Origin of the sequence: Streptomyces sp. ML-6, from assembly GCF_030116705.1 — a bacterium.
GTDB lineage: Bacteria > Actinomycetota > Actinomycetes > Streptomycetales > Streptomycetaceae > Streptomyces.
The window spans coordinates 158,608-177,557 of sequence record NZ_JAOTIK010000001.1 but is presented as its reverse complement, the minus strand read 5'-3'; the positions used below and the strand labels follow the sequence as shown (position 1 = coordinate 177,557).

Below are 18,950 nucleotides of genomic sequence, written 5' to 3'. Positions count from 1 at the left end.
GCCTCCCGGCCCTCGGTAGAGGGTTTCACAGCAGCCGCGGGGGCAGCACCGCCGACGGCAGCTCGCGGCCCGCGACCAGGACCATGACCCGGATCGGGACCAGGACCTGGGCCCTGGTCCCTGGCCGGGGCAGGACCCAGGGCCCCGCCCCGGATCATCCGTTGCCAGGACGCTTCCCGGCCCCTCGGGGTGATGGTCTGGAGACCGGCCGGGAGCCCCCGGCAGACGTCCGCATGCAAGCCCGTCCGCCGGAGGACACCGTGATCCGCGCCCTGACCGGATACTCCACCAGACACCCGTGGAAAGTCATCGCCCTCTGGACGGTGCTGGGTGTCGTGCTGAGCGCCCTGGCCCCCACACTGATCGACCGCGTCACCCAGAACCAGACCGGGGATTTCCTGCCCAGGAGCTACGACTCGGCCGCCGCCCTGGAGATCGCCGAGAAGCAGTTCGGGGTGAACCCCGATGCCACCACCGTGACGATGCTGGTCGCCCGGTCCGACGGCAAGGCTCTCGGCGCCGCCGACCGGAAACGGATCGAGGCCGAGGCGGCGAAGTTGGCGCAGCGCCGGGTGATCATGCCCAGGGAGGACGACAGGCCGACCTTCCTGGTCCCGGACCACTCCCAGACCCCCCGGATCGCCCCGGCGATGGTGGCACCCGACCGGAGTTTCGAACTGCTCTCGGTCGAGCTGATCGGGAACCGTACGGACAAGGGGGTCCAGAGCGTATACCGGGCCTTCCGGGACGCCGCCCGGACGCAGTTCTCCGAGGCGGGGATGCGCACCGGCTTCACCGGAAGTCTTGCCGGCACCGTCGACACCACCGATTCCCACGAGACCGCCGCGAAGGTGGGGGGCGCCCTCCTGATGGGGCTCATCCTGCTGATCAACGTGCTGGTGTTCCGCAGCGTGCTGGCGGCCCTGTTGCCGCTGGTCGCGATCGCCATGATCATCGGCGTGGCGGGGGGAGCCGTCGCGGGTGCCGCGATACTCACCGGGCGCAAGCTCGACGCGGGCACCCCTGACCTGATCAGCGTGGTCCTGCTCGGCATCGGCATCGACTACTTGCTGTTCCTGCTGTTCCGCTTCCGCGAACAACTGCGCGCCCGGCCGGAGCGGTCCGCCCGCGAAGCGGCCGGGCAGGTCTCGGGACGGGTGGGCACCGCGATCACCTCGGCGGCGCTGACCATCGTGGCCGCGTTCGCCACGCTGGGCGTGGCGACCTTCGGCCAGTTCCGCTCGCTGGGGCCCGCCATCGCCGTCGCGGTCCTGGTGATGCTGCTCGGCAGCCTCACCCTGCTGCCGGCGCTCCTCGCGGCCGCCGGGCGCAACATGTTCTGGCCCTCCAAGGCCCTCGGCCACGAGCCGGGCGAGGGGCGCGCCGCCCGCTTCGGGGCTCTGGTCGCACGACGACCGCTGACGATGGTGCTCGCCTCCGTCGCCCTGCTTGCCGCGCCGGCCGCCGGGCTGATGGGGATCCGCATGGACTACGGACAGGGCAACGCCGCTGCCAAGACCCCTGCGGCGGCTACCGCCACCGAGATCTCCCGTGCACTGCCGGCCGGAGTCTCGGACCCGACGAGCGTCTTCGTCACCGCCACCGACGGCGGCACCCTCACCATCGACCGGCTGAACGGCCTCTCCCATGCCCTCACCCAGGTCAAAGGCGTGGGCCAGGTCGCGGGGACCGTCCTGAACAAGGACCACCGCGCCGCCCGGATCGACCTCTACCCCACCGCGGACCCGCAGAGCCGACAGGCCCGCGACCTGGCCTCCGGACCCGTGCGGGCAGCGGTCGCCCAGCACACACCCGCCGGAACGACCGCCCACGTGGGCGGAGCGGCGGCGATCTCCGCCGATGTCTCCACCGCCGTCGACCACGACCTGAAGATCGTGCTCCCGGTCGCGGCCGCGCTCATCGCGCTCATTCTCCTGCTGCTCCTGCGCAGCCTGTTCGCCCCGGTGATCCTGATGCTCTCGGTCGGACTCGGTTTCGCCGCCACTCTCGGCGCCGCCACCCTGCTGTTTCAGCACGTCCTCGGCAGGTCGGGCGTCAACTTCTCCCTCCCGCTGGTGCTGTTCCTGTTCGTCGTGGCACTGGGCACCGACTACAACATCCTGATCAGCGACCGGATCCGGGAGGAGATGCAGCGGCCGGGCCCGGCCCGCGCCGCCGTGGCCCGCGCGGTGCAGCACACGACACCGGCCATCGCGACCGCAGGCCTGGTCCTTGCCGGCTCCTTCGCCACCCTCGCCACGACTCCGGGCAACGAGCAGATCGCCTTCGCAATGACGCTCGGAATCCTGCTCTCCGCGCTCGTCCTCTCGCTGGTGCTGGTCCCCGCCCTCATCGCACTCCTCGGACGGAGCATCTGGTGGCCGGTCCGTCCACGGCCCACCCAGGGCAGCCACCCGCAGCACCGTGCGCATGCACCTGCCCCGGAACCCGAACGGGTCATGATGGCGGACCGACCGAACGGCTCAGGGGACCTGTGAGCACCTCATCCGTCCGGCGTGGCCCCGCATGGTTGAGCGTGCGCACCCGTGACGGCCACCAGATGTTTCAAGAGCTGTCGGAACCACCCTGGAAGACCACTGGAAATCTTGAAATCGCGCCCGGTCCAGGCAAATTTGCCCCGATCGACGTCCAGGGGCGAAGCGGTTGAGTCAGGCAGTCGGAACAAGATCTTCACCGGACTTCCAGCTCCACAGCAACGTGGTGCCCGGTACCGGGCCGAAGTCGACTTCCGCGCCGCCCCGGACACCGCGTTCCGCGCCACCGACCGTACTCACCAACCCAGGGAGACCTGTGACCCTCCTCAGCCCCACCGCGCGGCGCGTCTCCGTCGCGAGCCTCATCCTCGCCGCCTGTCTCATCACTTACCCCGCCCCGGCCACAGCTTCAGAGGCCCCCGCCAAGAACGGCACCGGAGCCGGGCTCGACCAGTACTACCGGCAGCACCTCGGCTGGGGCAGCTGCGGCACGGGCCCCGTCGACACGACGGGCCGCGTTCTGGACAAGGCCGGTGTGCAGTGCGCGGACGTCACCGTGCCGCTCGACTACGCCCACCCCGCAGGGCGCACGATCACCGTCGCAATATCCCGGCTCAAGGCCACTGACATCCACCACCGCATCGGATCGATCCTGCTCAACAACGGTGGGCCGGGCGGACCTTCGGTCCAGTCGCCCCCGGACGTCCGCAAGGCGATGAAGGATGTCGGCGCGCGCTACGACATCGTCGGCTTCGACCCGCGCTTCGTCGGCCGCAGCACCCCACTGGACTGCGGCTGGCCCGTCGGCACGTCCTGGTTCTCGGCCGGCACCAGCCGGGCGAGCTTCGAGCGGCAGGTCGCCCTCCAGAAGGACCTGGCCGACAAGTGCCGCACCCCTGGCGCCTCCGTGCTGCCGTACATCAGTACCCGCAACACGGCCCGCGACATGGACCTCATCCGCGGCGCGCTCGGCGAGAAGAAGATCTCCTACCTCGGCTACTCGTACGGCACCTACCTGGGCACCGTCTACACCCAGATGTTCCCCGGCCGCTACGACCGCGTCGTGCTCGACGGCGCGGTCGCCCCCGCCGACTACGGCCCCCGCCTGACGAAGGGCACCGAGCGCGCAAGCGAGAAGGCGCTGGCCGCCTGGGCCGCATGGGCGGCGGACCGCGACGCCGCGTACGGCCTCGGCCGCACCCGCGCCCAAGTGCTCACCACCGTCGACCGCGTCCTCGACGCGTCCGCCCGCGGTCCGCTGACCGTCGGCACCGGCTCGGACGCCTTCCGGATCGACGACTCCCAGGTGCCGGTCCTCCTCTACTCCAGCCTCGGGGACGACACCGACCCGACCCGGGAGTTCCTCGCCGAGCAGCTGGCCGTGCTGAGCGGAGCCGCACGGGGCACGGCGCCGACGCCGCTCTCACCGGAGTTCGCCGCGACCCTCCGGTACCTACTGCACGGCGCGGCCGAACCGTCGGGAGTCCAGGCCGCGGTTCTTTGCGGGGATGTGGCCGCCCCGCGCGACCCCGAGGTCTATTGGCGCGACATCGAACGGAGCCGCGCCACGCACCCGGTGTTCGGCCCGATGACCAACAACATCGGCCCCTGCGCCTTCTGGGACCGTCCCCGCGAGAAACCCACCCAGGTCCGCCGCGACGCCCCGGTACTGATCGTGGCCGCTACCGGCGACCCGCGCACCACCTACAAGAGCAGCGTGACCCTGCACGAGCAACTGCCCGGCTCCAAGCTGCTCACCCTCAAGGGTGCCGACCGGCACGCCCTCTTCGGCCGCTACGGCAACGCCTGCGTGGACGACGAGGTCAACAGGTACCTGGCTACCGGCAAACTACCGACGAAGAATCAGACCTGCCTCGGGCGCGCCGGTGAGGCATCTTCGTCGGATTCGATGACGACGAAGGCGTTGTCCGCTCCGATGGGGGCGCCGCTCAGCATCAACACTGCGGCGATCACTGGTGCAGCCGCCGTGCTGGTCGTCGCCGGTGGCGGCACCGCCGTCGCAGTACGCCGCCGCAGGACCCGCCGCGCCGCCTGAACGGAACCAGTGCTGCCCAGGGGCGGCATCCCCTCGGCGGGATGCCGCCCCTGGGTCGGCGCCCGGTCCACCGACATCCGCCGATGTGCAGTGCCTCGTCCAGGCCGGCTCGGTCCTCGGCGATCTTTTCCCGTAGGGAGCGAGAGGCCATGCAGGCGCTGAGCTGCCTGGGGAGTCGGACGCCACGAGTGATCCAGCCCTGACAGCCCTCGAGGTCGCCTTTCGAACCTCGAATTCCGAAGATCGCACTGCGGGAACGTCAGGAGCCCGCAGAGCCTTGCTGGCCGCTACCGGACCTCTTGGACCGACCGGTGGGGTGTTCCCGGACATACCGTGTCCGCGTTCGTCGGCGCTGTCACCGCCCAGAGCCTCCACAACACCGAAGCCCTTCGGCTCCCGAGGCCCGGCATCGATATCCCTGCCGAGTACGCCGGTCACGGGGCACCTCGATGAGACCGGCCTGTACGAGGATGTACGTCCCGCGGGAGAAGACGGACCGGGTGATCGAGGATCACGGTGTGCCCGAGCCGACGTTGACCGCCCGGCGGTGGACAGGGCCGTGGTCATCGGGCATCCGTTTCCGGGGCCCTCGGTCACGGAACGCCGAGTTCGAAAAGGCCGTAGCCCGCGTACGAGCCGGACGCCACGGCCGCGATGCCGAGGAGCATGAGCTGGTGGGTGAGGCTGAGGCGGCGCAGGGCGAGGGCGACCGGAAGGAAGAGCGGGAAGAGGGGGAGCAGATAGCGGGAGACGTTGGCGAATATCTGCTGGCTGCCGAGGACGAGGACAAGGGTGAGGACGGTGTAGACCACCAGGACGGCCGGGGGACGCAGCCGGATCAGCAGCGAGAGCAGCACGATCGCGAGCAGGACGACACCGACGCCGATCAGGTCCGCGAAGGGCCAGGCGGAAAGGTAGTCGGAGTGGCCCACCGGGAGGGACGTGAGGACGTCGAGGGTGTGCCGGCCGTAGTCCCACTCGTGGGCCCAGGCGTCGGACTGAAGCCTGAAGTAGCCGCTGTAGTCCCCCATTCGATGCCCCACCCAGCCGAGATAGGCGAGGAGCCCGAGCGGGGCGACGGCCATCGCGGCCACCGGACGCAGGATGCCGTCCCGGCGGCGGTGGAGCGCGAGCAGGGCCGCGACGACGACGGCGCCGATCAGCGCCACGGCGGTGGGCCGGTTGAGCCCGGCCACGCAGGTGAGGAGACCGGCGGTGAGCCAGCGGCGGCCCAGGACGGCATGGCAGGCCCAGACGGCCAGGGCCACGTAGAGGGAATCGGAGTAGACCGCCCACTCCACGCCGGAACCGGGCCAGACGGCCCAGAGTCCGGCCGCGGCCAGCCCGGCCCGTCTGCCGCCGAAGCGTTCGGCGACGGCGTAGATGCCCAGGGCGGCGATCAAGGAGGCCACGACGGAGACCAGCAGGCCGGCGCCGTACGGGCCGAGGCCGGTGAGTTCGGAGACCAGCCGCATCAGCCCCGGGTAGAGCGGGAAGAACGCCGCGGAGTTCTCTTCGAGGGTGATCGGGCCGGTGGCGCCGGGGACCGGGACCAGCCGGGGGTCGTACCCGTGCACGGCGATCTGCTGGTACCACCAGCCGTCCCAGCTGGCCAGGACGTCCCACGGGTGGGCCCCGCCGCCGAAGCGCGGGTGCTTCGCGCGGTAGTCCCCGGCGGAGTGCAGCAGCCACATGAAGACGGCGAAGCCGATGAGCTTGAGCGTGCCGTAGAGGGCCAGTACGGGGCCGTAACGTTCGGCTGTGTGACGCAGCCGGCTCCGGGGGTCGGGGCCCGTCCCGGCGGGCTGCTCGGACAGCCTCGCGTTCCAGCTCGGGGTGCCGGCCCCGGTCGTACGAACGACGGTCTTGATCATGCGCGGAACACCCACGTCCGGAAGAGCAGGAACCGCAGCAGCATCGCGGCCAGGTTGGCGGCGAGGAGCACGGCGAGCTCGGCGGCCTGCCCGGCCGAAGGCACCGCGTGGTGCAAGGCGGCGAGCGATCCGCCGGTGAACGCCAGACCGACCAGGAGAACGAACAGCCCCCTGCTCTGATGGCGCAGCACACCGCCGCGGCCACGGAGGCCGAAGGTGAGCCGTCTGTTCGCGGCTGTGTTGGCGACGGTGCAGATCAGCAGCGCGAGTGCATTGGCGGCCTGGGAGCCGGCCATGGGGCGCAGCCATGCGTAGAGGAACAGATACGCGAGGGTGCTGACGGCTCCTACGGCGGCGAAGCACAGGAGTTGGGCGGCGAGCCCGCCCCGCGCGGCGGCGCCGTCGTCGCGGAGCGATCTGCCGGGCGGCAGCGTGCCCCGCGCCAGTGCCCCGCCGATCCTGGCGATGCCGCGCAGGTCGGCCAGGGCCGTGGCGAGGATGTCGACCCGGGTGTCGGGATCGTCCACCCAGTCGACCGGCACCTCATGGATGCGTAGCCCGGCACGCTCGGCGATCACCAGCAGTTCGGTGTCGAAGAACCACTCCGAGTCCTGTACGAGCGGCAGCAGTTGCTCGGCCACCTCGCGCCGCACCGCCTTGAATCCGCACTGCGCGTCCGAGAAGCGCACGGCGAGGACGGAGCGCAGGAGGGCGTTGTAGCAACGCGAGGTGATCTCCCGCTTGGGGCCGCGCACCACCCGGGAACCGGGAGCCAGCCGGGTGCCGATGGCGATGTCGGAGTGGCCGGAGAGCAGCGGGGCCACGAGCGGCAGCAACGCCGTCAGCTCCGTGGACAGGTCCACATCCATGTACGCGAGTACGGGGGCCGACGAGAGGGACCAGGCTGTGCGCAGCGCCCGGCCGCGCCCCTTCTCGGCCAGCCGAAGCCACTGCGCTTCGGGCAGTTCGTCGGCCAGCCGGGCGGCGATCCGCGGGGTGCTGTCCGTACTGGCGTTGTCGGCGATGGTGATACGGAACGGGTAGGGGAAGGTCTCGCGCAGGTGCGCGTGGAGCCGCCGTACGCTCGGTTCCAGATCCTTCTCCTCATTGAACACGGGTATGACCATGTCCAGGACGGGCTCCGGATGGTGGGGTGCCACTGATGCCCGGTGCGGCAGCGGGCTCAGGTTTTTCAGGGCAACTGAACCTTGATCTCTCACGTTTGGTCCTCTTTGTGACTTGGTGCGGGGCAGGCCGAAGACACTCGGGGCTACGGCGTTACGGCGTTATGGGGTGATGAGCGAGGACGAGGCGGTCAACGGCTGGTTCCGCGCGGTCGCCGTGCCCGAAGGCGGGATCGAGGACGAGGGGGGCGACGCGCTCTCCGTGCTTCCCGGCGCAGTCTCGGTGGCCGTGGCCGTACTCCCGGTCGTGGCCGACGGCGCGATCGTGGCGGTCCCGTCCGGGGGTGCGGGGACGGTGGAGGTGCCCGAGGGGGAGGGCGCACTCGGGGACACGTCGGGTGTTGCGGGCGGGGCGGAGGCCGACGGGCTCGTCGTGGGCCGGGGGCCGGGGTGGCTGGGCTCGACCCGGGTCGCATGGCCGGGCAGCAGGGACAGCCCGATACTGAGGCCGACGACGGCCAGGACGGAGCCGACCGCCCTCCGCGCGGCGCGTCTCCGTTGGCGGGCACGCACCCTTGCCCGGAGACGTTCCCGATGCCTCGGCTCGAACGGTGCGGGCGCCGTCCCGGTGTCGCGCATCATCTGCGCCAGCTGCCGTTCGAAGTGATCCATGGGGTTCTCCTTCACCGCACCGGCTCGTTCACATGGCCCAGGAGCTGCCTCAGCCGGGCCACTCCGCGTGCGGCATGGGACCGAGCCGTGCCCACCGGGCACCCGAGCACTTCCGCCACCTGCCCCTCGGGCAGGTCCTGGTAATAGCGCAGCACCACCGCCACCCTCTGCTTCGGCGACAACTGGGCCAGCGCGGCCTCCAGCCGGGAACGCTCCGCCACGTCCGCCGACACGTCGCCGACCACAGCCGTCTCGGGCAGCTGCTCGACGGGGCGTTCGCCCCACCAACGCCGCTGTCCCGAGCGTGCCGCCGCACGTGTCATCACCTTGCGGACGTACGGCTCCGGTGCCTCGTCCGCGACCTTGGGCCAGACGAACCAGAGCTTGACCAAGGACTCCTGCAACAAGTCCTCGGCCCGGTGCCGATCGCCTCCGACGAGCAGACGGGCCAGGTGGATCAGCACCGACCACCGGGCAGCCACGAACTCGTCGAACGCACGGGCTCGACTCTGCTCCATCCGCACTGTCCCTGTTCTCGCCGGTCGCCTACACCCTGTAGAAGGCATCGGGAGGCGGCCCACGATGCACCTGCGGACCGTGATCTGGATCACAGGGCGTATCGACGGCAAGCACATCGGATCCTGGAACCGTTGGCTCAGAACGAGTCGCCATGCCAGTGGGTTGCTCCCGTGGCCTGCAGCGTGGCGCGTATCGCCTCCGGCGGGGCAAGGAGCGGGCGGGCCATACCCACCGTCTGCGTACGCTCCCGGACCTGATCCGGGGCGAGGAACCGGGGCAGGGCGGCACGGACGGCCGGGTCCTCGGGGAGGTGGGCCCGGCCGACTGCGGCGCCCGCCGCACGGGCCCGGCGGGCCACCTCGGCGAGCAACTCGCCGAGGGCCGCCGGTGCGGCTTCCGCCACCGCGCACTCGCGGACCTCGACGGCCTCGCCGATGTGCCGGGTCACGGTGTAGCCGACCGCCGTCCCCTCGTTGTCCTCGGCGATCAGCCATTCGGCGCCGGGGCCGTACCAGGCGGGCACGCGGTGGATCCAGTCGTTGGCCGTCCGCACCGCGGTGAGGGGGCGTGCGGCGTTGAATCCGGCGTGCAGTTCTGCCAGCCGCGGGGCGTCGGCCGGGGTGGCCGCACGGATGCGGAAGCGGGGGCCGGGCGGGCCGGCCACGGTGAGCGGGCCCTCGGTCCAGGAGGTGCGGAAGCCGGTCCAGCCCGAGCGCTCGTAGACCCCGGGAGTGTCCGTGAACAGCAGGGACCAGGCGCAGGACTCGGCGGTCATGGCCTCGGCGGCAAGGGCGAGCAGCCGGCGCACCAGGCCCTGGCCCCGTGCCTCGGGGCGGGTGGCGACATTGCCGATACCGCCCACCCGTTCGACCCGGCCGTGGGCGTCGCGGAGCTGCCGCGGCACGTAGCAGACGACGGCATCGACCGTGTCGCCGCGCACGGCCACGAAGGTCCGCCGGTGGCGGTCGGGGTCCAGGGCGTGCAGCGCCGGGAGGTGCGGGGCGTCGAAGCAGAGCGCCCATAGCGCGTGCACGGCTGCCTCGTCGGCCGGGTCGAGGGTGCGCAAGGTGTGTGTCATGGCGTCAAGTTCCTTCTGTGCTGACCCGGCCACCCGAGGGCGGCAGAGCTGGTTGTCGTGAGCCGCGTACGCGGTGGGGCGGATGGAAGCGCATCCGGTGCGTCTGTCCGGCGAGCACGCCGCCGTCCACGACGATCCGGGCCCCGTTGAGGTACGCCCCGGCGTCCGGGGCGAACAGCAGCAGCGCGCCCATGTTCTCGTCGGGCACCGAGTAGCGGCCGAGCGGAATGCGTTCCCGGTAGGCGGTCCTGACCGCATCGCGGTCGAAGGGGAACGCGCCGTCGACCGGCGTCCGGACCGTGCCGGGTGAGAGGGTGTCGGCGGTGATGCCGGGCGGTGCGGGTCCGACGGCGAGGGCTGAGCACCGCTTCGACGACACCGGGCCACGGCGTACGGTCGCCGTGGCCCGGTGTCCGCGCGGGTGCGTCACCCGCGCCTGGTCCGTTGGAGGCTCACCGCGTCGACGTACCCGGTCATGAGGTTCCACGCGGACGAATACAACGAGACGCGGACCGACGCCGTACCGGGCGGAGCCGTACCACTTGCCTGCGTGTCGATCCAGCGCCGCTGGTCCACGCCGCGGAGCGGTGCGCTCGCCATCCGGCCGACCGGCTGGCCGGCCCTGTCGAAGAAGCTCAGCAGCAGCACCGAATCGTCGGTGCTTCCGTCCTCGATGTACACCTTGGCACGGACCCGGTAGTACGCGCCCGCGGCAGCCGGCACCGGCTCACCGGTCAGCTCCGCCGACGCCTCGGGGCCGCTCCGGGCCGCATCGACGATCTTCATGCTGCGTCTGCCGGTGTACGCCCGCTCTTGGGAGAGGGCGAACAGGCTGCCACCACCCTGCCACCCCGGGACGGTGCCGTTGGCAGACGGCGCCACCTCGAAGCCGGCGTTGCCGACGGCCACCGCGCCGGCCGGGCCGCGGCGCACCGGGATCATCCGCAGCCGGGACTCCGCCGCCTTGCCCAGGAAGTAGATGTTCTCGTGGCCGTCGGCGTCCCGCGCCAGGGTCATGAAGGCGACTTCCTCGTCGTAGTCGCCGAGTGTCACATGGTCCATGGTCCGGGGGTCGACCACGGTGAGCTTGCCGGCCAGGGTGCTGTACAGCAGGCCGTCGGCGCCCCAGCGGAGGTAGACCGGCCGCCACATGCCGTAGTTCTTCACCGCGGGGTAGATGTTCTTGTACTTGACGACTCGGAGGGTGTCCGGGTCCATCGCGAACAGGAATCCGTCGGCCGCGCCCCACAGCAGGCCGTCGCGACCGAAGCCGAGACCGCTGATCATCTTCGGGTCGTCGAGGCCGGGAAGGCCGGGAGTGAACTCCTTGACCTTGCGTTCGCCGGCGACATCCCAGACGAACACCTTGGCCTCGGACTCGGTGGCCTCGGTCCCCAGACCGCCGTGGACGGTGGTGGAGCCGTAGATCCGTCCGCCGCGCTGGGCGAGCCCGACGACGCTCTGGTTGTGGACGATGTCGGGGTAGGTCTTCTTCTCCCCCTTGCCGGGGTCGTAGATGGTCAGCGCGCCCCCGAGCTTCCCGTAATCGGGGATGGAGCCGATGAGCAGCTTGCCGTCGTGGGCCTTCATCACGTACGGCCGGTCCTGTCCGGAACCGAGACGGAACTTCTCGGAGACGGCCGGGGCCGCCGCGTCCAGCTTCGCCGAGGAGATGATGCCTCCGGGGTAGATGCCGAAGTACATCGTGTCGCCCAGACCCGCCATGCCCTCGGCCTGGCCCATCGGGAAGCGGGTGGTGCGGCCGGTGCGCGGGTCGAAGCGGGACCCGGTACCGCCGGGGTAGCCGCTCATGAACAGTGTGCCGTCCGGCGCGGCCTCCAGGTTGTGCAGCGGGTTCGGCGCGCCCTGCACCACTGAGGGCAGCGCCTTGCTCCGCCGTGACGCGATGTCGAAAGCGGTGATGCTGCCGCCCGACTGCAGGGTGACGAGCGAGGTCCCGGGGAGGTCCGGATCATTGAGCGGTATCCAGGCGGCACCGCGCAGCGAGGTGCCGAAGGAGATTCCGGTCGAGCGGGACTCCAGCGTCGCCGTGTCGATCTCGTACAGCTCGCGGTTGTTGGTGACGTACACCTTTCCGTCCCGCGACTGAAGCTGGTTGAAGGAGAAGACCCCCGCGTCCGAAGGCGTGTTCCTGCCCACGGACTTGTCGCTCCACTTGCCGGCGCCGAGGTCGTAGAAGAGCAGCTTCATCTGCGGGTCGGCGAACTTGACGAACAGCCAGCCGTCGACGACCGCCATGTCGTAGGCGAAGGGCACCTCCTGGGGCTGCACTCCGAGGAGCGCCGGCACCTGGTCGGAGATCTTCGTCTTCGTACCGGTGGCGGTGTCGAGCCGGATGACGGCACCGACGGAGCCCACACCCGCGTAGACGGATCCGTCGTGGTAAGCGAGGGAGCGCACGTACTGCTGGCCGGGCACCAACTGCCCGTAGTCGTGGAAGTCCTTGCTCTGCGGGTCGTATCTGAACACCTTGCCGTTGGGGAAGGTGCCGATCCAGACGTTGCCCTCGGGGTCCGTGGTCATCGACCACGGCGACTTCTCGCCCGGAACGGTGCCGAGCTTGCGCACTTCCTTGCCGGCCGGGCTGTAGCTCCACAGCTCTGCCGTCTGGCCGCCGGTGATGGCGGCGATGTAGACGGTGCCGTCGGGGCCGATCGCATGCCGCCAGGACTGCTGCACGCCGGGCAGAGTGAACGAGCGCAGCAGCCGGTTGTCCCGGACGTCGATGACGTTGAAGATCGCGTTCTCGGCCGAGACCGTCGCGTACATCGTGGGCCGGCCGTCCTCCGTGCCCACCACGGCGTCGTTGATGGAGACCGTTTCCTGCTGGACGCCGAGGTCGGCCTCGGGGCCGAACCATGTCCGGTCCAGTGCCGATCTACCGGGGCCGCCACCTCCCCGGGCCGCGGCCAAGGGCGCAGGAACCGCGACCAGAACGGCCAGGGCCAACAGCAGGATGAGGAGCGGTCCAGGGCGTTTTCGGGCCACCGTAGTGCCTCCAGATTATGAGAGTCTTCCAAATAACTGGGCGTTTTGTTCGCAGGCTTGAGTGGCATCAGCGCTCGTCTGGCGCTTGACCGCTGCAATATTTTCGTGGACTCTCTGATTAATCCCTACGGTCGAAACGACGTCAAGAGGAGTACATGGACACATCCCGACCCGCCGGTGGTGACCTGGCGCAACTGCGTCGGCTCAACGCGTTCGGCGCGCTGCAGGCGCTGAGAAGTGCGGGCGCGCCGGTGACACTGACCGAGCTGGCCACGCTCACCGGTCTCTCCCGCGCCTCGGCGGAGGACCTCGCCACCGAGCTGACCGACCAGGGGTGGGCGGCCGAAGTCCCGCCCGCCCCCGGCACGGTGGGGCGACCGGCCCGCCGTTACCGGTTCCGGGCCGATTCCGGTTACGTCTTCGGGCTGGACATCGGCGCCCACAGTGTCCTCGCCGTGCTCGCCGACCTCTGCGGCACGGTCGTCACCACGGCCCGCCGAACGGTGCCGTCGGACATCCGGCGCGCCGACCGGCTTGCCGCCATCGGCGCCGTGATGACCGAGTGCCTCGACGAGGCGGGCATCGGCGCCCACCAGATCTGGACGATCAGCGCCGGCACCACCGGCGTCGTCGGCCCGGAGGGAGACGTCGTACTCGCGGGAGCCGCTGCCGACTGGACCGGCGTACGACTCGCCGAGCACCTGGGCGAACACTGTGCCGGGGCGGTCCTGGTGGACAACGACACCCGGCTGGCCGCACTCGCCGAGCAACGCCTCGGTGCGGCGCGGGACATCGAGGACGCCGTCTACATCCACGCCGGTCTCGGCCTCAGCGCGGCGCTGATCATCGGCGGCCGGGTGCACCGGGGATACGGCGGCGCGGCGGGCGAGATCGGTAGCTTCCCCGTCACCCCCTGGGCGACCGCCGCCACCCGCCTGGCGTGCTCTCCCGCCGTCCCCTCCGACGTACCCCCGCGGAACGCCGCCGCCCATGTGCTGGCCGCCGCCCGCCGGGGCGACACCGTCGCCGTGCGCGCCGTCGACCGCTACGCCAGCGACGTGGCCCTCGGCCTCGCAGCCATGGTGCTGACCATCGACCCGCAACGGGTCGTGCTGGGCGGGGGACTGGCCCAGTCCGCCGACATCCTGCTCCCTCGCCTCCGTAACCGTCTGGAGCCGCTGTGCATCCGGGTCCCCGATCTCCAGCCGTCCTCGCTCGGCGACGACCGGGTCGCGCTCGGCGCGATCTGGCGAGCCATCGAGCACGTCGAGACGACGTACCTCGCGCACAACCGGCGGCCCACGACGGCCACCCCGTGAACAGCCGTTCCGGGCCTCCCGTCATCACCCCGGGCAGCCCGTGTCCCGCATCGCAAAGACCCCTGCGCGATCCGCCTTCCGGCTTTCAGACGGCCCCGGTACCCGCCGTATGCACCGGCAGCCGGCCCCTGTCAGCCCTCCGCACCCGGTAACCGTTGACGGCCCCGCTGCCAGGCATCGCCGCGGGAGCCGCCTCCCGGCCCACCGCACGCCTCGTCCGTCGCATGCCTCTCCTTCACCTCCAGGGAGCTCTTGGGAATGTCCATGCACCTTCCGATATCCGACCGGCCCGTCCGTGTGGCTCTCGTCGGCGCCGGCAACCGCGGCCTCACCTATGCCGCGTGGATCAAAGCCCACCCCGAACGCGCCCGCCTCGTGGCCGTGGCCGATCCCCGCCCGGCGGCCCGCGCCGCGGCCGGGGCGGAGCTCGAGTTCGACGACTGGCGCCCGCTGGTCGAGAACCGCATCGCCGACGCCGTCATCGTCGCCACCCAGGACCGCAATCACGTCGAGCCCGTCCTGGCACTGGCGCGGGCCGGGTACGCGATCCTCGCCGAGAAGCCCCTGGCACCCAGCGAGGCCGAAACACGCACCCTCATCGAAGGCGTGGAGAAGGCAGGCGTACTCTTCGCCGTCTGCCACGTCCTGCGCTACACCCCCTACACCGACCTGGTGAAGGAGGTTGTCGGCTCGGGGGTACTGGGCGAACTCGTCAGCGTCGAGCACCTGGAGCCGGTCGGCTGGTGGCACTACGCGCACAGCTACGTGCGCGGGCCGTGGCGCAGCGAGAAGGACTCCTCCCCGATGCTGCTCGCCAAGTCCTGCCACGACCTGGACTGGATCTCCTACATCACCGGGGAGCGCATCGAGCAGGTCGCCAGCTTCGGCGGACTCAAGCACTTCCGGCCCGAGAACGCCCCGGCCGGGTCCGCGGAGCGCTGCCTGGACTGCGCCGTCGAGGACGGCTGCCCCTACTCCGCACTCAAGCTGTACGTGCCGAGGCTGCGCGAGCACGGCTCCATCTGGCCGGTCACCCACGTCACGGACTCCACGGACGAGACCGAGCTGCTGACCGCGCTGCGCGAAGGCCCGTACGGCCTGTGCGCCTACCGCGTCGACAACGACGTGGTCGACCACCAGGTCCTCGCCATGCAGCTCTCCGGCGGCATGACAGCGACGTTCACCATGGTCGCCTTCACCGAACAGACCGACCGCCAGACCCGGATCTTCGGCTCGCACGGCTGGCTGATCGGCGACGGCAAGCGCGTCACCGTCCACGACTTCCGCACCGACGAGGTCACCGTCCACGAGGTCGAGGCGAGCGGTTCCAACGCCGCCGAGGGACACGGCGGCGGAGACACGGCGCTGGTCGATGCCTTCGTCCACGCCGTCGCCACCGGTGACGCCGGGGCGGTCCGCTCCGGCCCCGCCACCTCGCTCGGCAGCCATCTGGCGGCGTTCGCCGCCGAACGTGCCCGGCACACCGGCACCGTACAGAGCGTGCCGACGCGCTGATTCACGTCCCCGAACCACACCCTTCCCCGCTCATCCCAGGAGGTTCCCGCTCATGTTCCCTGTCGCCCGTCGCCGACCGAGACCCCGTGCCCTCACCGTGCCGCTGCTCTCGGCTGCTCTCGCCACCACCGTCCTCGCCGGCTGCGGATCCGGGACCGACGACGACACCATCACCATGTGGACCTACCCGGTCATCTTCGACGAGGCCAAGAACAAGGCCTATTGGGACGGCCTGATCAAGGAGTTCGAGAAGAAGCACGCCGGCACCAAGGTGAAGGTGGAGACCTTCCCGTGGGCCAACCGCGACACCGCGCTGGCCACCGCGATCGCCTCCGGCAAGGGCCCGGACGTCGTCTACCTGATCCCCGACCAGCTGCCGAAGTACGAGCGGAGCATCGTCCCCGCGGACCAGTACATGCCGGCCGACGCCAAGCCGGACTACACCAAGTTTGCCCTCGACTCCGTGACCGTCGACGGCAAGGTGCTCGGCACTCCCGTCCTGACCAGCGCCAACCCGCTGATCTGTGACAAGCGGGTGTTCGAGGCGATCGGGGAGAAGGGCTACCCGACGAGCTGGGCGGAGCTGGAGGCGCTGGCGCCGAAGCTGAAGAAGAAGGGCTACTACGCCACCAGTTACGGCGGTGACACCCAGCAGACGCTGAACATGACCTTCTACCCGCTGCTGTGGCAGGCCGGCGGGGACGTCTTCTCCGAGGACGGCAAGCAGGTCACCTTCAACGACGCGGCCGGTGTGAAGGCGCTGACGTACCTGAAGAAGCTCGTCGACGGCGGCTACACCGACAAGGACCTGGTCACCACCACGCCGAAGCTGGAGCAGACCCCGACCGCCAAGGGGAAGGTGGCCTGCACCTGGCAGAACACCCCGGCGGACGTGGAGCCGTTCTGGGGCAAGGAGAACATCGTCGTCCAGCCGCCGCTGAAGGACGTCAAGTCGGTCGGCTACGGCACCGTGGGCGCGCTGTCCATGCTCAAGGGCGCCGACGTCAAGGCGGCTGGAGAGTGGATCTCGTTCGTCGCCGAGGCCAAGAACGCCGCCGGACTGCAGAAGCAGTCCGGCAACTTCCCGGCCCGTACCTCCGCCGGGAACCTCTACCCCGACGACGAGATCCTCACCGCCGTCGCCGACACACTCCCGGCCATGGATGCCGGGCCGCTGGAAGAGAAGTCCCGCGAGGTGATGGGCGTACTCGCCCCGGAGATCCAGGCCGCGATGCTCGGCAAGAAGTCTCCCCAGCAGGCCCTCGACGATGCCGCCAAGGCGGCCGGTCCGCTGCTCGGCCGCTGACATCGGCGCCCCCGCCCGTCCGCCGAACCACACGTCCGGCGGACGGGGGAGCACCGCTCCCCACCCCTTCCCCCCGTATCGCAAGGAGATCGCCGTGGCAGTGGTCGCGGAACCCACCCGCCGGGGCCGTCGCAGCGGGCCGCAGGCGCGCCGCGAGGCCCGGATCGGCCTGCTCTTCGTCCTGCCGTGTTTTCTGCTGTTCCTGGCGTTCCGGTTCGGTCCGGGTATCGCCGGGGTGCTGATGAGCTTCACCGACTACTCCCTCACGGGCGGGGGGAGTTTCGTCGGGCTGGACAACTTCACCCGTCTGTGGGACGACCCGCTGTTCTGGCAGGCGCTGAGGGTCACGGTGCTCTACACCGTGCTCGCGGTGCCGGGCACGCTGATCGCCTCGGTGTCGCTGGCGCTGATCACCCGCCGCGCGTTCCGGGGGGCGAGGTTCTTCCGGTCGGTGTTCTTCCTGCCGGTGGTCACCTCGCTGGTGCTGGCCGCCACCGTGTTCGTCTGGATCTTCTCCACCGGTGGGCCGTGGTCGACCGTGATGGGCTGGTTCGGGCTGCCGGAGGGTTCCTGGCTGTCCGACGACGTGCTGGTGCTGCCCGCGCTCGCGCTGGTCGGGGTCTGGTCGCGCTTCGGGTACGGGATGCTGATCCTGCTGGCCCGGATGCAGGACATCCCGCGGGAGCTGGAGGAGGCGGCGCTGACCGACGGCGCCGGTGCCTGGCAGCGGTTCCGGCACATCGTGCTGCCGCAGCTCAAGCCCGCCCTGTTCTTCCTCGCCGTGATCGAGACGACGGCCTCCTTCCAGGTCTTCGACGCCGTCTACACGATGACCGGCGGCGGCCCCGCCAACGCCAGCTACACGCTCGTCTTCCAGCTCTACGACGCGGGCTTCAAGTACTTCGACCTGGGTTACGCCTCCGCCATCGGCGTCGCGCTCTTCGCGCTGACCGTGGTGGTCGCGGTGATCCAGCGGCTCGTGATCGGGAAGGACCAGTGACCATGACCCCCACCCCCACCCCCGTTTCCGGCCGGGCCGAGACCCCGCCCCCGCCCGGCACCACAACCCCGCCCGCGGCGAAGACCCCCGCTTTTGACCGGGCCGAGCGGCGGGCCGAACGCAGGCTGCGCAAGCTCTCCGAGCGGGACACCGTCCCGTACGGGATGCGTCCCACCCGGGCCGGCCGGATCGGGCGCGCCGTGCTGCTGGGTGTGGCGGCGCTCGTGACGGTTTTCCCGTTCTACGCGATGGTCGTGCTGTCGCTGAAGCCGTCCGCGGCGGTCGAGTTCCCCGGCAGTCTGCTGCCGTGGCCGCTGGCCGGCGAGGCCTACGACACCGTCATGAACGCCCAGGACGTGCCGCGCTGGCTGGTCAACACGCTGGTCTACTCGGTCGTCTCGGTGGTCGGGGTGCTGCTGCTGGCCTCGCTGGCCGGGTACGCCTTCGCCAAGAAGCGCTTCCCGGGCCGGGAGGCGATGTTCTGGTCGTTCCTGTCGATGGTGATGGTCCCGTACCACGTCACGATGATCCCGACGTTCGCGATGATCGCGAAGCTGGGCGGCGTGGACACCTACTGGGGCCTGATCGTGCCGACCCTGGCCAACGCCCAGGCGGTCTTCCTGATGCGGCAGTTCATCCAGGGCCTGCCCGACGAACTGTTCGAGGCGGCCCGCCTCGACGGCTGCAGCGAATGGCAGGTCTTCCACCGCATCGTGCTGCCCCTGCTGAAGCCGATCCTGGCCACCCTGGGCGTCTTCGTCTTCCTGTGGCACTGGAACGACTTCCTGTGGCCGCTGGTCATCGGCCAGTCCACCGACATGCGCACCCTCACCGTCGGCATCGCCTCGCTCCAGCAGCAGAACGTGCCCCTCAACGTGGTGCTCTCCGGCTCCGTCATCGCGTTCGTGCCCATCTTCGCCGCCTACCTGGTGGGCCAGCGCTACTTCACCGAGGGCGTCACCGCGTCCGGAATCAAGGGATAA

14 protein-coding genes are annotated in these 18,950 nt (G+C 70.5%); 8 read left to right on the top strand and 6 right to left on the bottom strand.

The window, feature by feature from the left end:
• Positions 1 to 233: 233 nt before the first annotated feature.
• Together OCT49_RS00870 and OCT49_RS00865 are read left to right on the top strand one after the other, a co-directional pair.
• Positions 234 to 2,498, top strand: a complete 2,265-nt coding sequence (locus tag OCT49_RS00870; protein WP_283849956.1) for an MMPL family transporter — start codon at positions 234 to 236, stop codon at positions 2,496 to 2,498.
• A gap of 313 nt (positions 2,499 to 2,811) precedes the next feature.
• Positions 2,812 to 4,551 (top strand): alpha/beta hydrolase, encoded by a 1,740-nt coding sequence (locus OCT49_RS00865; protein WP_283849955.1) that lies wholly within the window; start codon positions 2,812 to 2,814, stop codon positions 4,549 to 4,551.
• Between the two features lie 593 nt (positions 4,552 to 5,144).
• Here the strand turns inward: OCT49_RS00865 and OCT49_RS00855 are convergent.
• Complete coding sequence (locus tag OCT49_RS00855) at positions 5,145 to 6,425, bottom strand: glycosyltransferase family 39 protein (RefSeq protein ID WP_283849954.1); 1,281 nt, start codon at positions 6,423 to 6,425, stop codon at positions 5,145 to 5,147.
• Complete coding sequence (locus OCT49_RS00850) at positions 6,422 to 7,552, bottom strand: bifunctional glycosyltransferase family 2/GtrA family protein (RefSeq protein ID WP_283849953.1); 1,131 nt, start codon at positions 7,550 to 7,552, stop codon at positions 6,422 to 6,424. Before OCT49_RS00850 ends, OCT49_RS00855 begins: the two co-directional genes overlap by 4 nt.
• A gap of 169 nt (positions 7,553 to 7,721) precedes the next feature.
• Between OCT49_RS00850 and OCT49_RS00845 the strand changes: the two genes are divergently transcribed.
• Positions 7,722 to 8,216 carry a hypothetical protein gene (locus OCT49_RS00845; RefSeq protein ID WP_283849952.1) on the top strand — a complete coding sequence of 165 codons (495 nt, stop codon included), beginning with the start codon at positions 7,722 to 7,724 and terminating at the stop codon, positions 8,214 to 8,216.
• A 16-nt stretch (positions 8,217 to 8,232) separates the two neighbouring features.
• Here the strand turns inward: OCT49_RS00845 and OCT49_RS00840 are convergent, their stop codons facing one another.
• From OCT49_RS00840 to OCT49_RS00825, 4 genes are all read right to left on the bottom strand, one after another.
• On the bottom strand, positions 8,233 to 8,739 hold the full coding sequence (locus tag OCT49_RS00840) for a SigE family RNA polymerase sigma factor (RefSeq protein WP_283849951.1): 507 nt from the start codon (positions 8,737 to 8,739) through the stop codon (positions 8,233 to 8,235).
• Positions 8,740 to 8,876: 137 nt separating this feature from the next.
• On the bottom strand, positions 8,877 to 9,818 hold the full coding sequence (locus OCT49_RS00835) for a GNAT family N-acetyltransferase (RefSeq protein WP_283849950.1): 942 nt from the start codon (positions 9,816 to 9,818) through the stop codon (positions 8,877 to 8,879).
• A 4-nt stretch (positions 9,819 to 9,822) separates the two neighbouring features.
• A complete protein-coding gene (locus tag OCT49_RS00830) occupies positions 9,823 to 10,197 on the bottom strand; it encodes an SDR family oxidoreductase (protein WP_283849949.1) in 375 nt (124 codons plus the stop codon).
• Between the two features lie 47 nt (positions 10,198 to 10,244).
• Complete coding sequence (locus OCT49_RS00825; protein WP_283849948.1) at positions 10,245 to 12,827, bottom strand: NHL repeat-containing protein; 2,583 nt, start codon at positions 12,825 to 12,827, stop codon at positions 10,245 to 10,247.
• 155 nt (positions 12,828 to 12,982) lie between these two features.
• Between OCT49_RS00825 and OCT49_RS00820 the strand changes: the two genes are divergently transcribed.
• The 5 genes from OCT49_RS00820 (at position 12,983) to OCT49_RS00800 (ending at position 18,950) form a co-directional block, all read left to right on the top strand.
• On the top strand, positions 12,983 to 14,146 hold the full coding sequence (locus OCT49_RS00820) for an ROK family transcriptional regulator (RefSeq protein WP_283849947.1): 1,164 nt from the start codon (positions 12,983 to 12,985) through the stop codon (positions 14,144 to 14,146).
• Between the two features lie 258 nt (positions 14,147 to 14,404).
• Positions 14,405 to 15,661, top strand: coding sequence for a Gfo/Idh/MocA family protein (locus OCT49_RS00815; RefSeq protein ID WP_283849946.1), 1,257 nt, complete (start codon positions 14,405 to 14,407; stop codon positions 15,659 to 15,661).
• Positions 15,662 to 15,713: 52 nt separating this feature from the next.
• Complete coding sequence (locus tag OCT49_RS00810) at positions 15,714 to 16,967, top strand: extracellular solute-binding protein (RefSeq protein ID WP_283849945.1); 1,254 nt, start codon at positions 15,714 to 15,716, stop codon at positions 16,965 to 16,967.
• 94 nt (positions 16,968 to 17,061) lie between these two features.
• Complete coding sequence (locus tag OCT49_RS00805) at positions 17,062 to 17,967, top strand: carbohydrate ABC transporter permease (protein WP_283849944.1); 906 nt, start codon at positions 17,062 to 17,064, stop codon at positions 17,965 to 17,967.
• Positions 17,968 to 17,969: 2 nt separating this feature from the next.
• A complete protein-coding gene (locus OCT49_RS00800) occupies positions 17,970 to 18,950 on the top strand; it encodes a carbohydrate ABC transporter permease (protein ID WP_283849943.1) in 981 nt (326 codons plus the stop codon).